Genomic DNA, 19,281 nt, shown 5'->3' with positions numbered 1-19,281 from the left:
TTCCCCCCTTTCTGTCCTTGCAAGAGTGTCGGGCGCCGCCGCGTGCCCGATTGGAGAAGATTATGCGCATCCGTACCGCGGGTGTCGTCACCGTCCTGGCCCTGGCGCTTGCCGCCGCGGGCTGTAGTGGCGGCGACGATCCCGACACCACCCCCTCCGCCGCCCCCGCGGGAGCCGGCGGCAAGCTGGTCATCTGGGGCGACGACAAGCGCGCCGCCGCGCTCAAGCCGTTCGCCGAGAAGTTCGGCGCCGAGAACGGCGTCACGGTCGAGGTCCAGGCCATCTCCAAGGACCAGCAGACCACCTTCGTCACCGCCTCCCAGCAGGGCAGTGGCCCGGACGTGATGGTCGGCGCGCACGACTGGATCGGCAACCTGGTGCAGAACGGCGCGATCGACCCGGTGCAGCTGACCGCCGAGCAGCAGCAGGGCCTGGCCCCGAACGCGGTCAAGGCGGTCACCTTCAACGGCCAGGTCTACGGCGTGCCGTACGCGACCGAGAACCTGGCGCTGATCCGCAACACCAAGCTCGCCCCCGACGCCCCGGCGACCATCGAGGACCTGGTCGCCGACGCGAAGAAGGCCAAGGCCGCCGAGACGCTCTGCCTGCAGGTCGGCCAGAACGGCGACGCGTACCACGCGTACCCGCTGTTCAGCTCGGCCGGCGGGTACCTGTTCGGCACCACCGCCACCGGCGAGTACGACAAGAACGACCTGGGCATCGGCAAGCCCGAGTCGATCGCCGCGTTCAAGAAGATCCAGGCGCTGGGCGAGAAGGGTGCGGGCGCCCTCAAGCGTTCGATCACCGTGGAGAACTCGATCGCCACCTTCACCGCGGGCAAGTGCGCGTACCTGGTCTCCGGGCCGTGGGCGATCACCGACGTGAAGAAGGCGAAGATCGCCTACGACATCTCGCCGGTGCCGGGCTTCGCCGGTGGCAAGCCGGCCCAGCCGTTCCTCGGCGTGCAGTCGTTCTACGTGGCGGCCAAGGGCAAGAACAAGGCGCTGGCGCAGGAGTTCGTCACCAACTACGTGACCACGCCGGAGCTGGCCGTCGCGCTGTACCAGGCCGAGCCCCGCCCGCCGGTGCTCATCGCCGCCTACGACCAGGTCAAGGGCACCGACCCGGACCTCGCGAAGTTCGTCGAGGCCGGCAAGAACGCGGTGCCGCTGCCGGCGATCCCGGAGATGGCCACCGTCTGGGACCCGTTCGGCAAGGCCGAGTCCGCGGTCATCGCCGGCGCCGACCCCAAGACGGCGCTCACCGCGGCTGCCAAGACGATCTCGGGTCAGATCAAGCCATGACCGACTGCACCGAGCGGCACCCAGCCGCACCGTGCCGCGGCCTCGCAGGCGAGGGCCACGAGGGCATGGCGAAGGCGGCGCAGTAATGACTGCTCTTCTTGAGCGGGAGACCGCCCCGGCCGAGGCGCCCCAGCCCTCCGGCCGGGGCGGCCTCGCCGGCCCCCTCATCAAGGTCGTCCTGCTCGGCCTGGTCGCCGGGCTCGCCGTCTGGGCGGCGTTCCCGCTGATCGCCGAGCGGGCCTGGCTCGGCCTGGCCGTCCTGGTGGCGGCCACCGCCGGGCTGTTCTACCTGTACACGGGCCGCCGGCACGTGCCCGCCAAGTACCTCGTGCCCGGCACCCTGTTCCTGATCGTCTTCCAGCTGTTCCCGGTGGGCTACACCGCGGCGACCGCCTTCACCAACTTCAGCGACGGGCACCGCGGCGACAAGCGGGAGGCCGTCGTGGCCATCCAGACCGCGTCGGTCACCCGGGTGCCGGGCTCCACCGAGTACGCGCTGACGGTCGCCACCACCGGCGACCCGGCCACCGGGGCGCTGACCTTCCTGGTCACCGACCCCGCCACCAGGGTGGTCTCGGCCGGCACCGCCGACGGGCTGGAGCCGCTGCCCGCCGGGGAGGTCACGGTGAACGCCGCCGGCCGGGTCACCGCCGCCGCCGGCTACACACTGCTCAACGGGGGCCAGGCCAGTGCGCGCAGCCAGGAGATCACCGACCTGGCGGTGCCCACCCCCGGCGGCGCGATCCGCTCGCAGGGGCTGTCGCGCGCCTACGAGGGCAAGGCCGGGCGGGCCTACGACGAGGGCTGCGACTGCGTCCGGGACGTGGCCACCGGCCGGACCTGGACCGCCGACGACGAGGTGGGCGCGTTCGTGGCGGCCGACGGCGAACGGCTGGCGCAGGGCTGGCGGGTCGGCGTGGGGCTGAGCAACTTCGGCCGGCTGGTCACCGACTCGGCGGTCTCCGGGCCGTTCGCCCGTACCCTGGTCTGGAACTTGATCTTCGCCCTGGCCTCCACCGGCGGGACGTTTGTGCTCGGCCTGGGCTGCGCGCTGGCGCTGCACTCGCCGCGGGTCCGCGGGCGCGCGCTCTACCGGACGCTGCTGGTGCTGCCGTACGCGATGCCGTCGTTCGCCATGCTGCTGGTCTGGCGGGACATGTTCAACACCGACTTCGGGCTGATCAACAACCTGTTCGGGCTGGACGTGGACTGGTTCGGCGGCCCGGGGTCGGCGCGGGTCGCGGTGATCCTGGTGCAGCTGTGGCTCGGGTACCCGTACATGTTCCTGGTCGCCACCGGGGCGCTGCAAGCGATCCCGCCGGAGCTGTCCGAGGCCTCCCGGATCGACGGCGCCTCGCCGTGGCAGTCGCTGCGGCGGGTCACCCTGCCGCTGCTGCTGGTCGCGCTCACGCCGCTGCTGATCTCGTCGTTCGCGTTCAACTTCAACAACTTCAACGCGGTCTACCTGACCACCGACGGCGCGCCGTTCCCGGCCGACAACCCGGCGAACGGCGCTACCGACCTGCTGATCACCTACACCTACCGGCTGGCGTTCGGCGGCTCGGGCGCGGAGTACGGCTTCGCCGCCGCGGTGAGCATCTTCATCTTCGCGATCGTCGCGGTGATCTCCGCGGTCAGCTTCCGCAGCACCCGCCGCCAGGAAGAGGTCTACTCATGACGAAGTGGCTCGCCCGGGTGGGCTGGCGGCACGGGGTCGCGCTGCTGGCGCTGGTCTTCTCGCTGTTCCCGATCGTGTTCGTGCTGTCCGCGGCGCTGAACCCGCTGGGCACGCTGTCGTCGACCGAGGCCGTGCCGACCGGGGCGTCGCTCGGCAACTTCGCCAACCTGCTGGCCGACACCGACTTCGCCCGCTGGTTCGGCAACTCGGTGCTGATCGCGGGCGTGTCGGCGGTGGCGTCGGTGTTCCTGTCGGCGCTGGCCGCGTACGCGTTCAGCCGGATGCGGTTCCGCGGCCGGCGGATCGGGCTGCTGGCGCTGCTGCTGATCCAGATGTTCCCGCAGTTCCTGGCGATCGTGGCGATCTTCCTGATGTTCTCCACGATCACCGACCTGTGGCCGGCCATCGGCTTCAACCAGGCCTGGGGCCTGATCCTGCTCTACCTGGGCGGGGCGCTGGGGGTGAACACCTGGCTGATGAAGGGCTTCTTCGACACCGTGCCGCGGGAGCTGGACGAGTCGGCCACGATGGACGGCGCCTCGCACGCCCAGACGTTCTTCCGGATCCTGCTGCCGCTGGTCGCGCCGATCCTGGCGGTGACCGGGCTGCTGGCGTTCATCGGCACGATCAACGAGTTCCTGATCGCGAACGTCTTCCTGACCGACACCGGCGCCAAGACCCTCTCGGTCGGCATGTACGGCCTGGTCGCGGGGGAGCGCAACAACAACTTCGGGATGTTCTGCGCGGGCACCCTGCTCACCGCCGTCCCGACGGTGCTGGTGTTCCAGGTGCTCCAGCGCTACATCGTCAACGGGCTGACCGCCGGGGCCGTCAAGGGCTGAGCACGATCTTGCCCCGGGCGTGCTCGTCCCGGAGGCGCCACAGCGCGGCCGCGGCCTCGGCCATCGGGTACGTGCGCTCCACGACCGGCGTGACCTCACCCCGCTCGACCATCCCGGCGAGCAGGGTGAGGTCGTCGACGTCGCGCCGGCTGGTCAGCACCCGCAGGCGGGAGCCGCCGAGCACGACGCCGAGCAGCCGCGGCGCCGGGCCGAGCAGCGGTCCGCCGGTGCCGGTGGACGCCACGTAGACACCACGCGGGGTCAGCAGGCGGCGCATCTCGGCGAGGGGCCGGCTGCCGGCCAGGTCGATGACGGCGTCGTAGCGGCCGGTCAGGTCGTCGCGGGTGTAGTCGATGACCTCCCGGGCGCCGAGTTCGCGGGCGAGGCCGGCGTTGCGGGTGCTGCACACGGCGGTGACGGTGGCGCCGAGCGTCCGGGCGATCTGGACGGCGAACGTGCCGACGCCGCCCGAGGCGCCGTTGATCAGCACGGTGCGGTCCGGTCCGAGCCCGGCCAGGCGGGCGGACTGCAGGGCCGTGGTCGCCGCGACCGGCAGCGTCGCGGCGTCGGCGAACGACACCCCGGCCGGCTTGGCCGCCAGGTGGGCCGCCGGCGCGGTCACGTACTCGGCGAAGCCGCGCTGCTCCACCTCGCCGAACACCTCGTCGCCGGGCCGGAACCGGGTCACCTGCGCGCCGGCCGCCTCGACCGTGCCCGCGACGTCGCGGCCGAGGATCGTCGCCCTCGGCCGGCGCAGCCCGAACGCCAGGCGGGCGATGCGCGGGGTCCCGGTCAGCATGAACAGGTCGGCCTGGTTGAGCGAGGCGGCCCGGACCCGGACGAGGACGTCGTGCGGACCGGGGATCGGCTGGTCCACGTCGGACCAGGACAGCACATCGGGGGTGCCGTACCGGTGGTAGGTCAGGGCTTTCACGAGCGCCTCGCGTGGGTGAAGGTGTCGGCGACCGCCTGCAGGAGGCTCCAGGCGGCCAGGGCGATCAGGCCGGCCGTGACCCAGGTGGTGGTGCCGGCGGGCCAGTCGGGTCCGGGCTCGAGCAGGTGGTCCGTGGCGGCGGCCCAGGCCAGCGTCGCTGCGCCGGCGGCGGAGACGGCCGAGCCGGCCAGCGCGACCGGCAGGCTCCAGCGCACGTAGTAGCGGACGAACGAGGTGGCGAGGGACGCGACGCCCAGGGCGATGAAGACCCAGACGAAGCCGGTGTCGTAGAGCCACGGGGAGAGGAAGCCGGGGGAGAGCAGCAGGAAGGTCGTGACGAACACCAGGACCACCGTCTCGGCGACCAGCTCGCCCCAGCGGGCCCGGCGGCTGGGTGGCTCCGGCAGCGCGTCCGGGGTCCACGGGCGGTCCGCGGTGAGGCGCACCGTGGGGCTGCGCTCGATGAGCGCGTAGACCACGGTGGTCCAGACCGCGATGTGGACGGCGGTGGTGACCGCGGCGCCGAGGCTGTCGCCGGCCACGGTGAGCCAGGGCTCCTCGTCGACCGCCCCGAGGAACGCGACGACCGCGGCCACGACCGGCACCACGGCCGCGAGCAGGGTGCTCAGCATGCGGGTGTAGTCGAGGTAGACGGCGGGGCCGATGAGCTGCAACGGGCGGTCGGCGTACCCGGCGGCGAGCCGGGCCGGGTCGCCGAGGTGGGTCAGCGCCTCGACCTCGGCGGAGTCCGGGTCGCCGCCGGCCTCGATCCGGTCATCGACGTCGTCGGCGATGGAGGCGCGCAGCTCGCGCTCGATGTCGGGGCGCTGCCGGGCGGGCAGGCGGCGCAGGGTGGACTGGACATAGCGGTCGGTGAGGTTGCTCATGACTCGCCCTTCAGGGTGCGTAGTGCGGTGTCGAGCTGATCCCAGTCATGGCTGAGGGTCCCGGCCAGCGCGACGCCGGCGTCGCTGGTCCGGTAGAACTTGCGGGGCCGGGCCTCGTCGGTGTTCCAGTCGCTGGTGAGCAGGCCCTGCTTCTCGAGCCGGCGCAGCAGCGGGTAGAGGGTGTTGGCGTCCACGGAGAACCCGCGCCGCGCGAGCAGGTCGAGCAGCGCGTAGCCGTAGTTGGGCCTGGTCAGCACGAGCAGGCAGGCCAGCACGACCGTCCCGCGCCGCAGCTCCTGCAGGTGCGTGCTCAGCAGTTCATCGTCGGCCATGAGTGAAACTATAGCGTGTGGCACACACTATTGGGTGACGTGAAGGTGACACCGGCAGTCCCACGGCCCACGCCGGGCTCGATCGCCGAGCCGTTCGGGGGTGCCGGCCGAGCTGCGCCGAGCAGGGCCTGATCCGGCACCTCGGGGTGCGCCCGCGAGAGGATCGCGTACGTGCCGTTCTTCCCGCTGGGCGGCTTCAGCCCGCTGCAGCCGGGCGCGCTCGACGCCGTCGCCGCCCGGATCGGCGCGTCGGCGCAGCAGGTGGCGCTGGCCTGGTTGCTCCAGCGCTCGCCGAGCATCCTGCTGATCCCGGGTACGTCCACGGTCGCGCACCTGGTGCCGCCGGCGGACGCGGTGAAGGAGCTCGACGCCATCGCGGGCTGACCCGCGGCCTGTGCTCAGCCGCGGTAGATCACGTGAGGGGCGCGATGCAGGCTGTCGCCTGTCCAGCCGACGGCCCACAGCGCGCCCGTGGCCCGGTCACCGGAGGCGCCGGCAAGTGCCACCGCCGAGGCGGGCTGGCCGTTGCCGGTGGCGGGCGGGACGCTGCCGTCGGTGGTGAACCGTACGCCGTCCCAGTGCTCGATGTGGTCCTGATGCGTCGTCGTCTCCCCGAAGATCAACACGTCGGTGGCGGAGAACGGCACCACCTCGTTCGCCGTGGCGGCGAATGCCGTGGGGACGGCCTGCCACGTGCCTCGGACCAGGCGCAGGACACGGGGTGCGCACCCGTGCGTGCCGGTCGGCGGACAGGTCGATCCGGCGGTCCACACCTCGCCGGGGCCGCTCGCGGCCACGCTCTGCAGGGTCTCGTCGCCGGCGCCGGCGGAGGGCACGGTCTGCCGGGACCATCCGGCGCCGTCCCAGTGCAGCACCAGCGCCTCCTGGCGACCGGCCGCGTTCTGCAGGCTACCGACGGCCCAGGCATCGTCGTCACCGGCGAACACGGAGGTGAGCCGGGCGGCCGAGCCGATCTTCGGTACGGACACCGGCGTGAAGTGGTCGACCGCCCAGCGCAGGATCAACGGTTGGGCCGGCAGGCCACCCACCACCTGGTGACCCACCGCCCAGCCGTCGGTGGCGGTGCGCATGTCGACGTCCGCGAGGGCGCTCTGCGTCGCGCCGGGATCCGCCGTGGCCGGCGCCGGGGTCCACGCGTTGCCGTCGTAGTGCACGGCCAGCGCGGACGGGATCAGCGTGCCTGTCGCCTGCGACTCGATGCTGCCGACGGCCCAGACGTCGGCGGAGGTGACGGCGTCGACGGCGGCCAGGTTGTAGTTCTCGGACGGCGGCAGGGTGTCCGGCACCGGCAGATCCGTCCACGCCGTCCCGTCCCAGCGCACCGCCAGCGGATGGGTCTTCCCGGCCCACCAGGCGCCGACGGCCCACACGCTGGACGGCGACAGCACGCTCACGTCGCGAAGGACGCTGTCGGTGGCGCCGGCGGGTGCCGGCACCGGCGGAGCGACCGTCCATCCGGCATCAACCCCGGCGGACGCGGGTTCGCCGATGAGGGCGGGGATCGCCGACAACAGCGCGGTTGCGGCGAAGGTGATGGTGTGGCGGAGGCGCACGGCAGAACTCCATTCGGCTACGGGATGAGGCCATCGTGCCCGGCGCCGTACCCGGACCGGAGGTTCCCGGGCCCCCGGATTGCGGGCGTGACTACCCAGATTCCGGCACGGCGCTGACGTCTCCGAAGGTGGCCAGCGCCGACCGGTTGGCTGTGCCGGTCTTCGTCAGCAGATCGGCGACGTGTTTCTCGACGGTGCGCGGGGACAGGAACAGCCGGCGGGCGATCTCCCGGTTCGTCAGGTGCTGCCGTACGAGCAGGAACACCTCGTGCTCGCGGACGGTGATGCCGAGTGCCCGCAGCGCCGCCGGCAGCGCGGCGGATCCCTGCCGATGCTGGGGCACCGTGACGCCCGCCTTGCGCAGCAACGCCCGGCAGGCCCGGGCCACCGCGGGCGCCGAGTCGTGGAAGTGGGCCAGGGCGGCGCGCAGCCAGGCCACCGGATCGCCCCAGCCGCCCTCGATGGCCTCCGCCGCCACCAGCCGCAGGCCGAGGTGGCGCGCCAGCGGGTAGGGCCGGGACTCCCGCAGGAACCGGTCCATCGCGTCGCCGGCCCGGGCGACGTCGCCCGCCCGGGCGTGCACGACCGCCTGCGACAGGGTCACGAACTGGCGGTTCCAGCCCGCCTGAACCTGGGCGGAGCCGCCCAGGGAGTCGCATTCGGCGGCACCCGCGCGGCCGTCGAGAACGGACAGCAGCAGGTGCGGCCCGGGCACGAACGACAGATACGACGGGGGCCGCTGCGCCTCCAGCGCCACGGCTGCGTCCGACTCGGCGCGGGCCGCGTCGGCGTCCTCGTGCAGCAGGTGGCCGATGGCCAGCCCGAAACCGTGGACGGCCGAGGCGAAGTCGTCGTCCTCGCCGCCCAGATCACGGTAGCGGACCATCAGCGCGTCGACCTCCTCGCGCCGCCCGCGGTGGGCGGCGACCATGATCCGTTCACCGAGGGCGATCAGCCGGGTGTGGGTGAGCCGCAGCCGGGCGGCGCTCTGCTCGCAGCGGGCCGTGGCGGCCGCCGCCGCGGTGACCTCGCCGCGGCAGATCCGCACGACCGACAGTTCCAAGGTGATGTCGAGAGCGGTGACCACCGCGCCGGCCTGTTCCGCGGCGGCCAGGGCCTCGGTGAGCCGGGCGGTGCCGGCGTCGCGGATGCCGTCGTCGGCGCCGAGGTGGTACAGCAGGGCGATCCGCCAGGCGGCGAGGTCGTGCGCCTCGGCGATCGCCAGGCCCGTTTCGTAGAGCGCGTCGGCGCCGGCGAGGTCGTGCAGCCGGGCGCAGCGTCCGAGCGTCTCCAGGGCGCTGCAGGCGATGTCCGGCTGGCCGGTCTGCTCGGCGCCGTGCAGTGCCCGCTCCGCCATCCGTACCGCTTCCGGCAGCCGGTCCGCAGTCGGGTTGCCCAGGATCAGCGCCGCTTCGACGGCATCGAGGCGGGCTTCCTCCGCCGGGTCGGGACGGGCACCGAGCAGCCGGCGCCCGGCGGCGACCTCGTCGAGGCCCTGCTTCCAGGTGCCGGCCGCGACCGCGACCCTGGCCAGGCAGAGGTGCATGGCCGCCCGCCGGCCGGGGGTGGCCCGGCGAAGTTCGGCGCTGAGCCCGTAGGCGTCGCCGATCCGGGCGGCCCGCGCGTAGGCGTCCAGCAACGCCGCGCCGAGCGCTTCGGCCTGAGCGCCGGCCGGGCCGTCCCCGTCCGGTCGTGCCCGGGCCAGGGAGAATGCTCGTTCCAGCAGGGTGACCCCGGTGGACAGTGCGCCGTGCGCGGCGGCCCGACGCCCTGCCGCGCCGAACCACTCGGCTGCCCGGCGCGGCTCACCCGCGACGATCCACAGCTCGGCGGCCAGCAGCTCCCGGTCCCCGGCCGTCAGGAGCACCGACGACTCCACCACGGGTGCCGCCCGGCGGGCGAGCGCGGCTCGTTCCATCGGCAGCAGCCGGGTCTGCAGCGCTGCGGCGGTCAACGCGTGCCGGAACTCGAACCAGGCCGGATCGTCTGACGACACGACCAGCTGCGCGTCCACGGCCTCGCGCAGGCATTGCGTCAGCAGCTTCTCCGTGACGCCGGCGGCGGCACCCGCCACCGACGCGGGGAACCGCCGGCCCAGCAGCGCGGCGGCCTGCAACACCGCCACGGCGTCCGGGCTGAGCCGCTCGGCGCGGCCGGTCAGCGTGGCGACGAGGCTGACCGGAAGCGGTGCCGGCACCGCTGCGGTCAGCCTCCACCGTTCGCCGTCCGGCACCAGCACCCGGTCGTCGACCATCCCGGCGAGGAGCTCCTCGACGTGCAACGGCAATCCGTCCGCGCTCCGCAGCAGCTGGTCGGCCACCGGCTCGGGCACCTCGTCGGCGGCCACCCCGAGGCAGGCCCCGGCGAGGCGCCGTACGGCGTCGTCGTCGAGACGCCTCAGCTCGATCACCTCCGCGGCCCGGCGGCGTTGCGCGGCGCGGACCAGCTGCAACGCCGGACCCGGCTCGGGGCGGGCGGTGCCGAGCACCAGCAGGCGCTGCCCGGCCGCATTGTCGATCAGGTAGTCGATGACGGCGAGGGTGTCGGCGTCCGCGTCGTGCAGATCCTCCAGGATCAGGACACAGCCGTGCGCCCCGCCCCAGGTGATCAGCAGCCGCAGGACCGCCTCGGCGAGCACCACCAGCGAGTCGTCGCCGACGGCCGGCGCCGCGGTGCGCCACTCGGGCACCAACCGCGACAGGGCCGGCAGATACGGCAGCAGGTCCGGGTCGTCCGGCAGCCCGTACCGGCGCAGCGCCGTGAGCAGCGCCTCGGACAGCGGCCGGAACTGCACCGTGGCCGTGGCGGCGCGGCCTCCCAGGACACTCATCCCGCACTGACCGGCCAGCTGCCCGGTCTCGACGGACAGCCGCGTCTTGCCGATGCCGGACTCGCCGAGCAGCACCAGGGCACCGCCCTCGCCACGGGCGGCGTCGTGCACGGCGTCGCGCAGGGCCGCCAGCTCCGCCACGCGTCCGACGACCTCGGCATGACCCAACCGGACCCGCCGGGCGCCGGCCCGCGTGGTGATCACCGCCGCCGCCGCGACCTGCAGGGCCGGGTCCTGCCGGAGGATGGCCGCCTCGAGCTCGCGGAGGGTCCGGCTCGGGTCGATGCCCAGCTGGTCGGCCAGGGCCAAGCGCAGCCGGCGGAACGCGGCGAGCGCGTCAGCCTGCCGGTTGCCGCGGTAGAGGGCCAGGATCAGCTGCTCCTGGATCTGCTCGTCGAGCGGGTGGTCGTGGGCCAGCCGTTCGAGTTCGGGCAGCAGCTGCGCGTGTTCCCCCAGCGCCAGGCGGGTCTCGATCAGCGCCCGGGTGGCTTGCAGCCACAGCTGGTCGAGGCGTTGGGCTTGCTCCTCCAGCCACGGGACCCCGGCCAGGTCGGCCAGCGGACGGCCCCGCCACAGCCGCAGCGCGGCCCGCAGGTGCTGCCCGCGCCGAGCCGGATCGGTCGCCCGGGTGCCCTGCTTGACCAGGTCCTCGGCGACCTCGGCGTCGGTGCCGCCGGGGCCGAGCTCCAGCAGGTAGCCGGGCGGCCGCGGCACGATCGCGCTCGGCCGGCCCAGCACCCGGCGCAGGTGCGACATGTGGCTCTGCAGCGTGTTCACGACGACCGACGACCGCTCGGCGCCCCAGACGATGTCGATCAGCCGGTCGGTGCTGACGATCTCGCCGCGGTGCAGGGCCAGGACCGTGAGCACGGCCTTGCGCCGCAGCCCGCGCACCGGTCGCGGCACGTCGTCGACCACGACGTCGACGGGTCCGAGCAGCCGTATCTGGACGACAACACACCCCCGCTGAGCAGCTCGATCGACGCATCGTATCGATCAGCGGGCCGGCCCGGACCGGCCAAGTCGCACAGTCGACAGCGCCGTTGCAGGGCGGTTGCAGCGCCGATCCGCACAGTGTCGGCCAGCAACAACCGTTCTCCTCGACCACCTGGAGCATTCATGATCAAGCGACGCGGCCTCATCGGTCTCCTGTTCGCCGCTGTGCTGTCGACGGCGTTCGCCCTGTCCGGTGCGCCGCCGGCCGCCGCTGCGGGGCCACCCTTCGAGATCCGCAACTCCAACAGCGCCATGTGTATCCAGCCGCCGCCGGGCAACCTCACGATCGGCGCGCAGCTGGTGCAGGAACCCTGCAACGGCAGCCTCGAACAGCAGTGGAACACCATCTCGCTGGGCAGCGACAGATACCGGCTGGTCAACCAGTACACCCTCGGCTGCATGGACGCCCACGGCCCGTACACCGACGGCACCCCGGTCGACACCTGGCCGTGCGCGGGCATCAGCAACCAGGTCTGGAGCTCCTCCCTTTCGCTTCCCACCAGCAGCCTGTTCACGCTCAAGGCGGGCGGCAAGTGCCTCGACGTATCCGGCGGATCGCATTCCGCCGGCGCCGTCCTGCAGATCTGGACCTGCAACCACACTCCGGCCCAGGCCTTCTACACACCTCGATAATCCGCGGCCACTGTCTACAGGGGGATACAGATGTCCAAGCTATGGTCAACGGCCCGGCGCGTGCTGCGCACGATGCTGGCCCGGTCCCGCCGATCAGCGGCGGTCACCGCCGCGGTCATGACAACGGCCCTCGCCGGCTCGCTGGGTGTCGTGGGCTCGGCGGCACCCGCCTACGCCGATGAGCCCGGCCTGTTCTGCACGATCGCCAGCACCGGCACCATCTCGGCGCCGTCGCCGGCGAACTACGGCCAATTCGTCACCGTGCAGTGGAACATCGTGCCGCAGTACTGCCCGGCTCCGGTGGCCTACATCGTCGGCCCCGGCTTCGGCGGCGCGGGAGAGTGGATCTCTCTCGGCGGTTCCCGGCAGGTCCGGGCGGTCACGAGCGGCTCCACGATCACGTGGTCGCTGTACCTGTACGACATGCAGACCGGCAGCCAGCAGACCGTCCAACTGGCCCGGAGAACCATCACCGTCAATTGAGCGCAGAGGTCGACCTGACCGGACCGGCACACCGTGGGCCAGCACTGGCGCGGTGTGCCGGTGCGGCGCTCAGCGCCGTACCGGATGGAAGCCGAACGGCAGCTCCAGGCGGTGCGCCCGGAGCAGGTCCCCGTCGGCCAGCAGGTCGTCGGTCGGCGCGTCCGCGACGATCCGGCCGCCGTCCAGGATCACCGCGCGGGGGCAGAGCTGCATCGCGTACGGCAGGTCGTGCGTCACCATCAGCACCGTCACCGGCAGCCGTTCGACGATCTCGGCCAGCTCCCGGCGGCTGGCCGGGTCCAGGTTGGACGACGGCTCGTCCAGCACCAGCAGCTCCGGCCGCATCGCCAGCACGGTGGCGACCGCGACCCGGCGGCGCTGGCCGAACGACAGGTGCAGCGGCACCTGGTCGCGATGCGCGGCCATGCCGACGGCTTCGAGCGCCTCGTCGACCCGGGCGTCCAGCTCCGCGCCGCGCAGCCCGAGGTTGGCCGGCCCGAAGGCGACGTCCTCGGCGACGGTCGGCATGAACAGCTGGTCGTCGGGGTCCTGGAAGACGATGCCGACCCGGCGGCGGATCTCGGCCAGCCGGGACCGGTCGCCGGCGTCCACCCGCAGCCCGCCCACCTCGACCGTGCCGGCGCCGCCGTGCAGGATGCCGTTGAGGTGCAGCACCAGGGTGGTCTTGCCGGCGCCGTTGGGCCCGAGCAGCGCGACCCGCTCACCGGCGCCGACGCTCAGGTCGACGCCGCGCAGCGCCACGCTGCCGTCCGGGTACGCGAAGGTCAGCCCCGCGATCTCCAGGCTCATCCGAGCACCGCCGCCAGCCCGATGACCGCCGCGGCGGCAGGCAGCACGGCCGAGCGCGCCCAGTCGGCCCGGCTCGCCCCCGCGGCCTCGGGCCGGGGCAGCCGGCCGTCGTAGCCGCGTGACACCATCGCCAGGTAAACCCGCTCGCCGCGCTCGTACGCCCGCAGGAACAGCGCGCCGATGCCGACCGCGAACGCCTTGACCTGCCAGAGGAACCGCGGGTCGTAGCCGCGGGAGAGCCGGGCGATCCGCATCCGGCGCGCATCGGAGGCCAGGATGTCCAGGTAACGCAGCATGAAGGTGGCGATCTGGGTGAACACCCGCGGGCAGCGCAGCCGGTCCAGGCCCAGGATCAGGTCGCGCATGGTGGTGCTGGCGGCCAGCAGCAGCGAGGCGATCACCCCGAGCGTGCCCTTGGCCGCGATGTTCCACGCGCCGTAGAGCCCGTCGACCGACAGCGACAACCCCAGCCAGGTGATCCGCTCGCCGTGCCCGGCGAACGGCAGCGCGACGGCGAGCACCACGAACGGCAGCTCGATGGTGGCGCGCTTGGCCAACCACCCCACCGGTACGCGCGCCAGCACGGTCACCGCCGCGAGCAGCAGCGCGTAGCCGCCGAACGCCAGGAACTCGGTGCGCGGGGTGGCCACCACCACGACGGTGAACAGCAGCGTCGCAAGGATCTTCACCTCGGGGGCCAGGGCGTGCACCGGGCTCGGCCGGTCCAGGTGCAGCGGGTGCGCGTGGCCGGCGCCCATCAGACCTTCCCCGGGGCGCGCCGCCGCAGCAGCCAGAACACGCCGCCGCCGACCGCGAACGTGACCAGCACCCCGAGCACCCCGGACAGCCCGGTGGACAGGTGCGGGTTGCTGATGCCGCGGATGCCGTAGCCGGCGAGCGGGCTGTCCTCGGCCTGGTGTGCCTGCTCGCGCTGGAGCATGCAGGTGCCGCCGGTGATCTGCCCGTCGGCGCCGAACGTGCAGCCCTCGCGGGCCGTCGCGTCCAGCCCGTCCGGGCTGCCGGCGGCGAAGTTGCTGACCACCCCGGCCAGCAGCAGGGCGACCAGCAGGCCGCCGGCCAGGAACCAGCCGAGCCGCCGGGTCACGCGGCGCCGCCCGAGACGGTGGCCGGCGTGGCCGGTGTCACGGCCGGCGGCGGCTTGCGGAAGCGGCGCAGGGCGTAGACCAGGTCGGGGCGCACCCGGGCCACGGTCGCCACGGTGGTCGCCGCGATCAGGCCCTCACCGATGCCGATCAGCGTGTGGGTGGCGGCCATCGTGCCGGAGACCCAGGGCAGCGAGAGCTGGGTGGTGCCGCCCAGCCAGTACTCGAACACGAAGCCCTGCGAGGCGGCCACGACGCCGATGACCGAGGCGATCAGGGCGGTCGCCCCGAGCCCCGCGGGCGTCTTGGGCAGGATCCGCAGCAGGCCCGCCACCAGCAGGTAGCCGGCCGCCGTGCCGATGATCGCCATGTTGGTGATGTTCAGCCCGAGGGCGGTCAGGCCGCCGTCGGCGAACAGCAGGCACTGGATGATCAGGACGGTCGAGACGCAGAGCGCGCCGACCCACGGCCCGACCAGCACCACGGCCAGCGTGCCGCCGAGCAGGTGGCCCGAGACCCCGGGCAGCACCTGGAAGTTGAGCATCTGCACGGCGAAGATGAACGCGGCGACCAGCCCGGCCATCGGGGCGAGCCGGTCGTCCAGGTCGGCGCGGGCGCGCCAGACGCAGACCGCCAGGGCGAGCGCGGCGAAGGCGGCGAAAATCGCCGACACGGTGCCGTTCACGATCCCGTTGGCGATGTGCATCGCCTCGATGTCCATGAGAACCCCTCCGCGCCCGGGAACGACTCGATCCAGCATATGGAGTTGCCTGGCAATTGCAAAGCATTGGCAACAACGCCGGGGCGGCTGGGATGTGGATCACTTGCGGGGCGGCGCCGCGGCGCTCAGAAAGCCCGATTTGACCAGGGTCCGGCTCAGCGGCCGGGCCAGCTCACCGAGCCGGGTGGCGCCCTCGGCGCCGAGCACCCGGTACGCCGGCACGGCCAGCCGGTCCGTGTCCGCCTCGATGCCCTCCCGCAGCGCCCGGCCCGCGTCGGAGAGCTCCTCGCCGGCCAGCAGTCCCCGCTCCTGCAGCGCCGCGACCTCCGCGGCCCACTGCTCCCTGGTGTATCCCCGGCTGGCCCGCAGGAACGTGGCGTTGGCCTGCCCCGACGCCGCGTGCAGGACGATCGACTGCAACCCGCTCAGCCCGGCCACCAGCAGCGCGGCGACGTGCGCGTCACCGCGGAACTCACGCAGCAGGGTCTGGGCGTGCCACAGCACCAGGTGCGGGGCGTCGGGCCAGTCCAGCTCGGCATGCGCGGCGAACAGCGGCCGCCCGGCGGCGTACGCGACCGCCGACTCCGCCGCCCGCCGGGCCAGCTCCGCCGCCTCGGCCACCTCGGGGCTCTTGACCACGTCGTCGCCCAGGCCCCGGGTCAGCGCCGCGCCGGCGGCGTCGAGCCGCACCGCCACCGCCGTCGCCGGCGTCACGACCTGCCAGGCCGCGGGCAGCGCGCGCGCCACCAGGCCGGGATGGAAGTTGTAGAAGGTCGCGACCACCGGGCCGGGACCGACCGGGCCGAGGGCGGCACCCCGCGAGGCGAAGTAGTCGGCCACCGGCGGCAGGCCGAGCGCGGCGAACCGCTCCCGCACCTCCGGCACGAAATAGATCATCGCGTGCAGCGGCTCGGCGAGCCGCCAGGCCTCACGGGCGAGGGCGGGCGTCACATCGGTCATGCCCGCCATCCTGTCATTACCCGCTAGTAGGGCGCGACGGTCAGGGCCGCCATCCCGGCCACGGCATCCACGTCGATACGGTCCACCGCACCGGCCCAGGCCGCCGGGGTGAACGTCCGTCCGGCGGCCACCCCGGCGTGCCGCTGCCCGTTCAGGGTGACCTGCCCGGCGCCCCGCCCGACCCGGACCCGCACCGGGACCGGCCCGGCGGTGCGCACGGCGAAGCTGCTGACCCCGCCGCTCATCAGCACCGCGAGCGTGCCGTCCGGCCGCGGCAGCGCCAGCTCGATCCGGCTCGCGCCGCCGGTCAGCGCCACCCCGCCGACCCGGCCCGCGCTCAGGTCGATGGTGGACAGCTCGGCGCCCCCGGCGACCCGCAGATCCCAGCGCACGGCGGCGTGCAGGGTGATGTCCACGGCCTGGGCGTCACCGTCGAGCCGCAACCGCACCCGGCCGTCGCGATCCTCGGCGCGCGGCCGGGCGGCGCCGGCCGCCGGCGTGCTGATCCGGTAGAGGTCACCGCCGAGATCGGCGGTGCGCAGGGTGACGCGCACGGCGCCGTCCACCAGGTCGAACCCGGCACTGGTACGCCCGTCGAGCGCCGCGGTCACCGTGTGTCCCGCCGCGGGGGCGCCGGGGGCGGCGGCGACCGGCGGGCTCCAGCCGGCGGATCCGCCGGCGTCGCTGCCCCGGTCGTGGGTGAGCGCCACCACGGTCGCGCCGGTCAGCAGCAGGGCGGCGGCCGCGATCCCGGCGCCCACCGTCCAGCGACGGCCGGGCTCGTCAGCAGCGGCCGGCCAGACCTGGCCGGTGCCCGAGAACCGGCTCTGATCGGTGCCGCCGGGCAGGGCTGAATCGGCGTCGCCGGACTGCGTTCGATCGGCGCCGGCGGGCGGGGCTTGATCGGCGCCGGCGGGCCGGGCCTGATCAGTGCCGCCGGGCCGGGCCTGATCGGTTCCGGCGGGCCGGTTCTGATCGGCGCCGGTGGCCGGGCCGAGGAAGGCCGGGTTGAGGAAGGCCGGGTGGATCCGGCCGGCGGTGTCGGCGGGGTCGCCCGGGGGATCGAGGAGGTCGTCCAGGGCGACCGTCCGGGCCGGGGCCGGGGCCGGCCGGGGACCCCGCCGTTCCAGCGCGGGGATGCGCCGGGCCCACGCGGACCTCGCCGGTCGGGCCGCGGCCGGCTCCTGCCTCGCCGGCATCGGCGGATGCTCCGCGGTGACCGGCGGATGCTCCGCGGTGACCAGCGGATGCTCGGCGGTGACCGGCGGATGCTCGGCGGTGACCAGCGGGTGGCCGGCGGTGACCGGCGGATGCTCGGCGGTGACCAGCGGGTGGCCGGCGGTGGCCGGCGGATGCTCCGCGGTGACCAGCGGATGCTCGGCGGTGACCGGCGGATGCTCGGCGGTGACCAGCGGGTGGCCGGCGGTGATCAGCGGGTGCTCGGCAGCTGCGGGCGGGTGCTCGGCCAGCATGGCCGCGGTCACGACGGGCAGCTCGATCGTCGGTTCCTCACCCGGCAGCGGGGTGCCCGGAGCCGGCCAGTCGGGCGGCGGTGCCGCGGCGGTTCCGTCGGTGGGACCGGCCTCGGGGAGTCCGTGCATGGTGATACCTCCATGTCGGTGGCATTGATCAGTACGGAATCCGGCAGCTCCCGGATCGGACCGGGCCGGAATTGCTCCGCGCGGTCGGCGGGGGTGCCGGTTCGCATCGATGTGGTGAGATCGATGGACGGACGGGGGTGAGCGATGCGGCTGCGCGTGGTGGTGCGGCAGGGCGCCTCGGTCGGCGAGCAGGTCAGGCACGCGCTGGCCCGGGGCTCGGCGTTGCTCGCGGGTGCGGACCCGGTCGGCAGGTGGCGGTCGCTGGACGAGGCGGTGTTCGGCGACGCGATCGAGGTGCATGTCCCCGACTCGGCGACCGTCGGCGAGCTGAGGACGACCGCGTGGCTGGCCGTCCGGGAGGAGCCGCTCGCCGGCCACGAGGACGGCCGCTGGCAGGGGTGGATCCGGTGTCCGTACGCCGACGGTGACCTGTCGGCCGAGCAGACGCTGGAGCAGCTCGGCCTCTGCGACGGCGACACCGTCGAGCTGTTCCTGTCGTGGACGCCCCGGGTGCCCCGGGCGCTGCCGCTGGTGCTGCCCGTCCGTTCGCCGAGGGACCTGTTCGCGGCGCTGGTGCTGGGCTCGGCGGAATTCCCCTCGGGAGGCATCCCGCGGGTCTGGGGCGCGCTGCTCTACACCGACGCCGACACCGAGCTCGCCACGTACGTGCGGGTCCACTTCGACGAGCTGAACGCCCTCAGCGGCGGGACCCTGCGGATCTTCGTCATCGAGCGCCCGGCCCGGTGGGCCACCGCCCTGCGGTACTGGCGCCCACGCCTGGAACAGCCGCTGCTGCGCGTGTTCGGCACCATGCGGTGGCTCCGCTGGCAGCCGTTCGACAAGCACCAGGCGTACGACATCGCCCGCGCTCTCGACGTCAGCCCGGCCGACCTGCCGTGTCTGGTGCTGTTCCGGGGGGGGGTGGACTCGCCACGCCGCATCGTATTTCCCGTCGAGTCCGTCTCGCCGAAGTATCTGCGGACGCTGTTCCACCTGGTCGCCGAGGCCGCGAGCGGCCGGCCGCAGCCGGCCGCGCAGCCGGCCCGCACCCTGGGCACGGTGGCCGCGGAGGACTCAGCGGAGGCGCTCGGCCAGGTGCTGCGGGCGCTGCCCCGGGCGAGCGTGCCCCGCACCGAGCTGGGTCCCGACGCCGAAGCCGTCGAACTGCGGGCCTTCCGCCGGGTGGCGGCCGCGGAGCAGCAGATCCGGGACACCCTGCACACGGTTGTCCTCGACCTCAGGAGGAGCGTCATGTCGGAGAACTTCCACTTCCACGGGCCCACCACCTTCATCAACCGGCCCGTCGACACCGTCATCCGGGACTTCCAGAACACCTACGGGTCCTCGTCCGACGAGGCCGTGCAGCTCCGGGAGCTGTTGCGGCTCGTGCTCTCCAGCACCGCGCTGCCCGAGGCCGACCGGGAGCGGGCAGCCACCGCGGTGCACGAGGCGGCCCGGGAGCTTCCGCAGGGCCGCGGGGTCGTGGACCGGCTGAAGGTGGTGTCGGAGATCGTGGCCCGCGCCTCGGACATCGCGGCGCCGGCGGCGGACCTGATCGGCCGCCTCCTGCAGGTGTTCGGCTGATCCGCCGGG

17 protein-coding genes and 1 pseudogene are annotated in these 19,281 nt (G+C 73.7%); 7 read left to right on the top strand and 11 right to left on the bottom strand.

Annotation, left to right across the window (positions count from 1 at the left end; translation table 11 throughout):
- Positions 1-62 precede the first annotated feature (62 nt).
- The 3 genes from ACIBQZ_RS15925 (at position 63) to ACIBQZ_RS15915 (ending at position 3,824) form a co-directional block, all read left to right on the top strand.
- Complete coding sequence (locus ACIBQZ_RS15925; RefSeq protein WP_396089349.1) at positions 63-1,304, top strand: extracellular solute-binding protein; 1,242 nt, start codon at positions 63-65, stop codon at positions 1,302-1,304.
- Between the two features lie 85 nt (positions 1,305-1,389).
- Positions 1,390-2,982, top strand: a complete 1,593-nt coding sequence (locus ACIBQZ_RS15920) for an ABC transporter permease subunit (protein ID WP_396089348.1) — start codon at positions 1,390-1,392, stop codon at positions 2,980-2,982.
- The gene (locus tag ACIBQZ_RS15915; protein WP_396089347.1) at positions 2,979-3,824 is read left to right on the top strand and encodes a sugar ABC transporter permease; all 846 of its coding nucleotides are present in this window, start codon (positions 2,979-2,981) and stop codon (positions 3,822-3,824) included. The genes ACIBQZ_RS15920 and ACIBQZ_RS15915 overlap by 4 nt, the downstream gene beginning before the upstream one ends.
- Here the strand turns inward: ACIBQZ_RS15915 and ACIBQZ_RS15910 are convergent.
- Genes ACIBQZ_RS15910 through ACIBQZ_RS15900 form a run of 3 tightly spaced genes read right to left on the bottom strand, consistent with a single transcriptional unit; the run spans position 3,814 to position 5,977 of the window.
- On the bottom strand, positions 3,814-4,758 hold the full coding sequence (locus ACIBQZ_RS15910; protein ID WP_396089346.1) for an NAD(P)-dependent alcohol dehydrogenase: 945 nt from the start codon (positions 4,756-4,758) through the stop codon (positions 3,814-3,816). The genes ACIBQZ_RS15915 and ACIBQZ_RS15910 overlap by 11 nt on opposite strands.
- Positions 4,755-5,645, bottom strand: coding sequence for a permease prefix domain 1-containing protein (locus tag ACIBQZ_RS15905; protein ID WP_396089345.1), 891 nt, complete (start codon positions 5,643-5,645; stop codon positions 4,755-4,757). The genes ACIBQZ_RS15910 and ACIBQZ_RS15905 overlap by 4 nt, the downstream gene beginning before the upstream one ends.
- Positions 5,642-5,977 (bottom strand): PadR family transcriptional regulator, encoded by a 336-nt coding sequence (locus ACIBQZ_RS15900; protein WP_396089344.1) that lies wholly within the window; start codon positions 5,975-5,977, stop codon positions 5,642-5,644. The genes ACIBQZ_RS15905 and ACIBQZ_RS15900 overlap by 4 nt, the downstream gene beginning before the upstream one ends.
- 150 nt (positions 5,978-6,127) lie before the next feature.
- Here ACIBQZ_RS15900 and ACIBQZ_RS15895 point away from each other — a divergent pair.
- A pseudogene (locus tag ACIBQZ_RS15895) lies at positions 6,128-6,361 on the top strand (aldo/keto reductase); the annotation flags it as partial.
- Between the two features lie 14 nt (positions 6,362-6,375).
- Here ACIBQZ_RS15895 and ACIBQZ_RS15890 read toward each other — a convergent pair.
- Positions 6,376-7,551, bottom strand: coding sequence for a hypothetical protein (locus ACIBQZ_RS15890; RefSeq protein WP_396089342.1), 1,176 nt, complete (start codon positions 7,549-7,551; stop codon positions 6,376-6,378).
- 91 nt (positions 7,552-7,642) lie between these two features.
- Complete coding sequence (locus ACIBQZ_RS15885) at positions 7,643-11,299, bottom strand: BTAD domain-containing putative transcriptional regulator (RefSeq protein WP_396089341.1); 3,657 nt, start codon at positions 11,297-11,299, stop codon at positions 7,643-7,645.
- Positions 11,300-11,500: 201 nt separating this feature from the next.
- On the opposite strand from ACIBQZ_RS15885, the gene ACIBQZ_RS15880 reads away from it, so the two are divergent.
- Both ACIBQZ_RS15880 and ACIBQZ_RS15875 read left to right on the top strand, forming a co-directional pair.
- Positions 11,501-12,010 (top strand): RICIN domain-containing protein, encoded by a 510-nt coding sequence (locus ACIBQZ_RS15880; RefSeq protein WP_396089340.1) that lies wholly within the window; start codon positions 11,501-11,503, stop codon positions 12,008-12,010.
- Between the two features lie 30 nt (positions 12,011-12,040).
- Positions 12,041-12,493: a hypothetical protein gene (locus ACIBQZ_RS15875; RefSeq protein WP_396089339.1), complete on the top strand. Its 453-nt coding sequence runs from the start codon at positions 12,041-12,043 to the stop codon at positions 12,491-12,493.
- Between the two features lie 69 nt (positions 12,494-12,562).
- Here the strand turns inward: ACIBQZ_RS15875 and ACIBQZ_RS15870 are convergent, their stop codons facing one another.
- The 6 genes from ACIBQZ_RS15870 to ACIBQZ_RS15845 all read right to left on the bottom strand — a co-directional run bounded on the left by ACIBQZ_RS15870 (position 12,563) and on the right by ACIBQZ_RS15845 (position 17,688).
- Positions 12,563-13,303, bottom strand: coding sequence for an energy-coupling factor ABC transporter ATP-binding protein (locus tag ACIBQZ_RS15870; protein ID WP_396089337.1), 741 nt, complete (start codon positions 13,301-13,303; stop codon positions 12,563-12,565).
- Positions 13,300-14,061, bottom strand: coding sequence for a cobalt ECF transporter T component CbiQ (cbiQ, locus tag ACIBQZ_RS15865; protein ID WP_396089335.1), 762 nt, complete (start codon positions 14,059-14,061; stop codon positions 13,300-13,302). Before cbiQ ends, ACIBQZ_RS15870 begins: the two co-directional genes overlap by 4 nt.
- On the bottom strand, positions 14,061-14,408 hold the full coding sequence (locus ACIBQZ_RS15860) for a PDGLE domain-containing protein (RefSeq protein ID WP_396089334.1): 348 nt from the start codon (positions 14,406-14,408) through the stop codon (positions 14,061-14,063). Before ACIBQZ_RS15860 ends, cbiQ begins: the two co-directional genes overlap by 1 nt.
- A complete protein-coding gene (locus tag ACIBQZ_RS15855; RefSeq protein WP_396089333.1) occupies positions 14,405-15,127 on the bottom strand; it encodes an energy-coupling factor ABC transporter permease in 723 nt (240 codons plus the stop codon). Before ACIBQZ_RS15855 ends, ACIBQZ_RS15860 begins: the two co-directional genes overlap by 4 nt.
- Positions 15,128-15,226: 99 nt before the next feature.
- On the bottom strand, positions 15,227-16,087 hold the full coding sequence (locus tag ACIBQZ_RS15850; RefSeq protein WP_396089332.1) for a hypothetical protein: 861 nt from the start codon (positions 16,085-16,087) through the stop codon (positions 15,227-15,229).
- A gap of 23 nt (positions 16,088-16,110) precedes the next feature.
- On the bottom strand, positions 16,111-17,688 hold the full coding sequence (locus ACIBQZ_RS15845; protein WP_396089330.1) for a hypothetical protein: 1,578 nt from the start codon (positions 17,686-17,688) through the stop codon (positions 16,111-16,113).
- Between the two features lie 144 nt (positions 17,689-17,832).
- Here ACIBQZ_RS15845 and ACIBQZ_RS15840 point away from each other — a divergent pair, with 144 nt between their 5' ends.
- Positions 17,833-19,272 (top strand): hypothetical protein, encoded by a 1,440-nt coding sequence (locus ACIBQZ_RS15840; RefSeq protein WP_396089329.1) that lies wholly within the window; start codon positions 17,833-17,835, stop codon positions 19,270-19,272.
- The last annotated feature ends 9 nt before the right edge of the window (positions 19,273-19,281 follow it).

The sequence above is a fragment of the Actinoplanes sp. NPDC049599 genome, from assembly GCF_044465625.1.
In the GTDB taxonomy this organism is placed as follows: domain Bacteria; phylum Actinomycetota; class Actinomycetes; order Mycobacteriales; family Micromonosporaceae; genus Actinoplanes.
The sequence above is the reverse complement of the archived record's forward strand: the minus strand, read 5'-3'. Positions and strand labels throughout refer to the sequence as shown.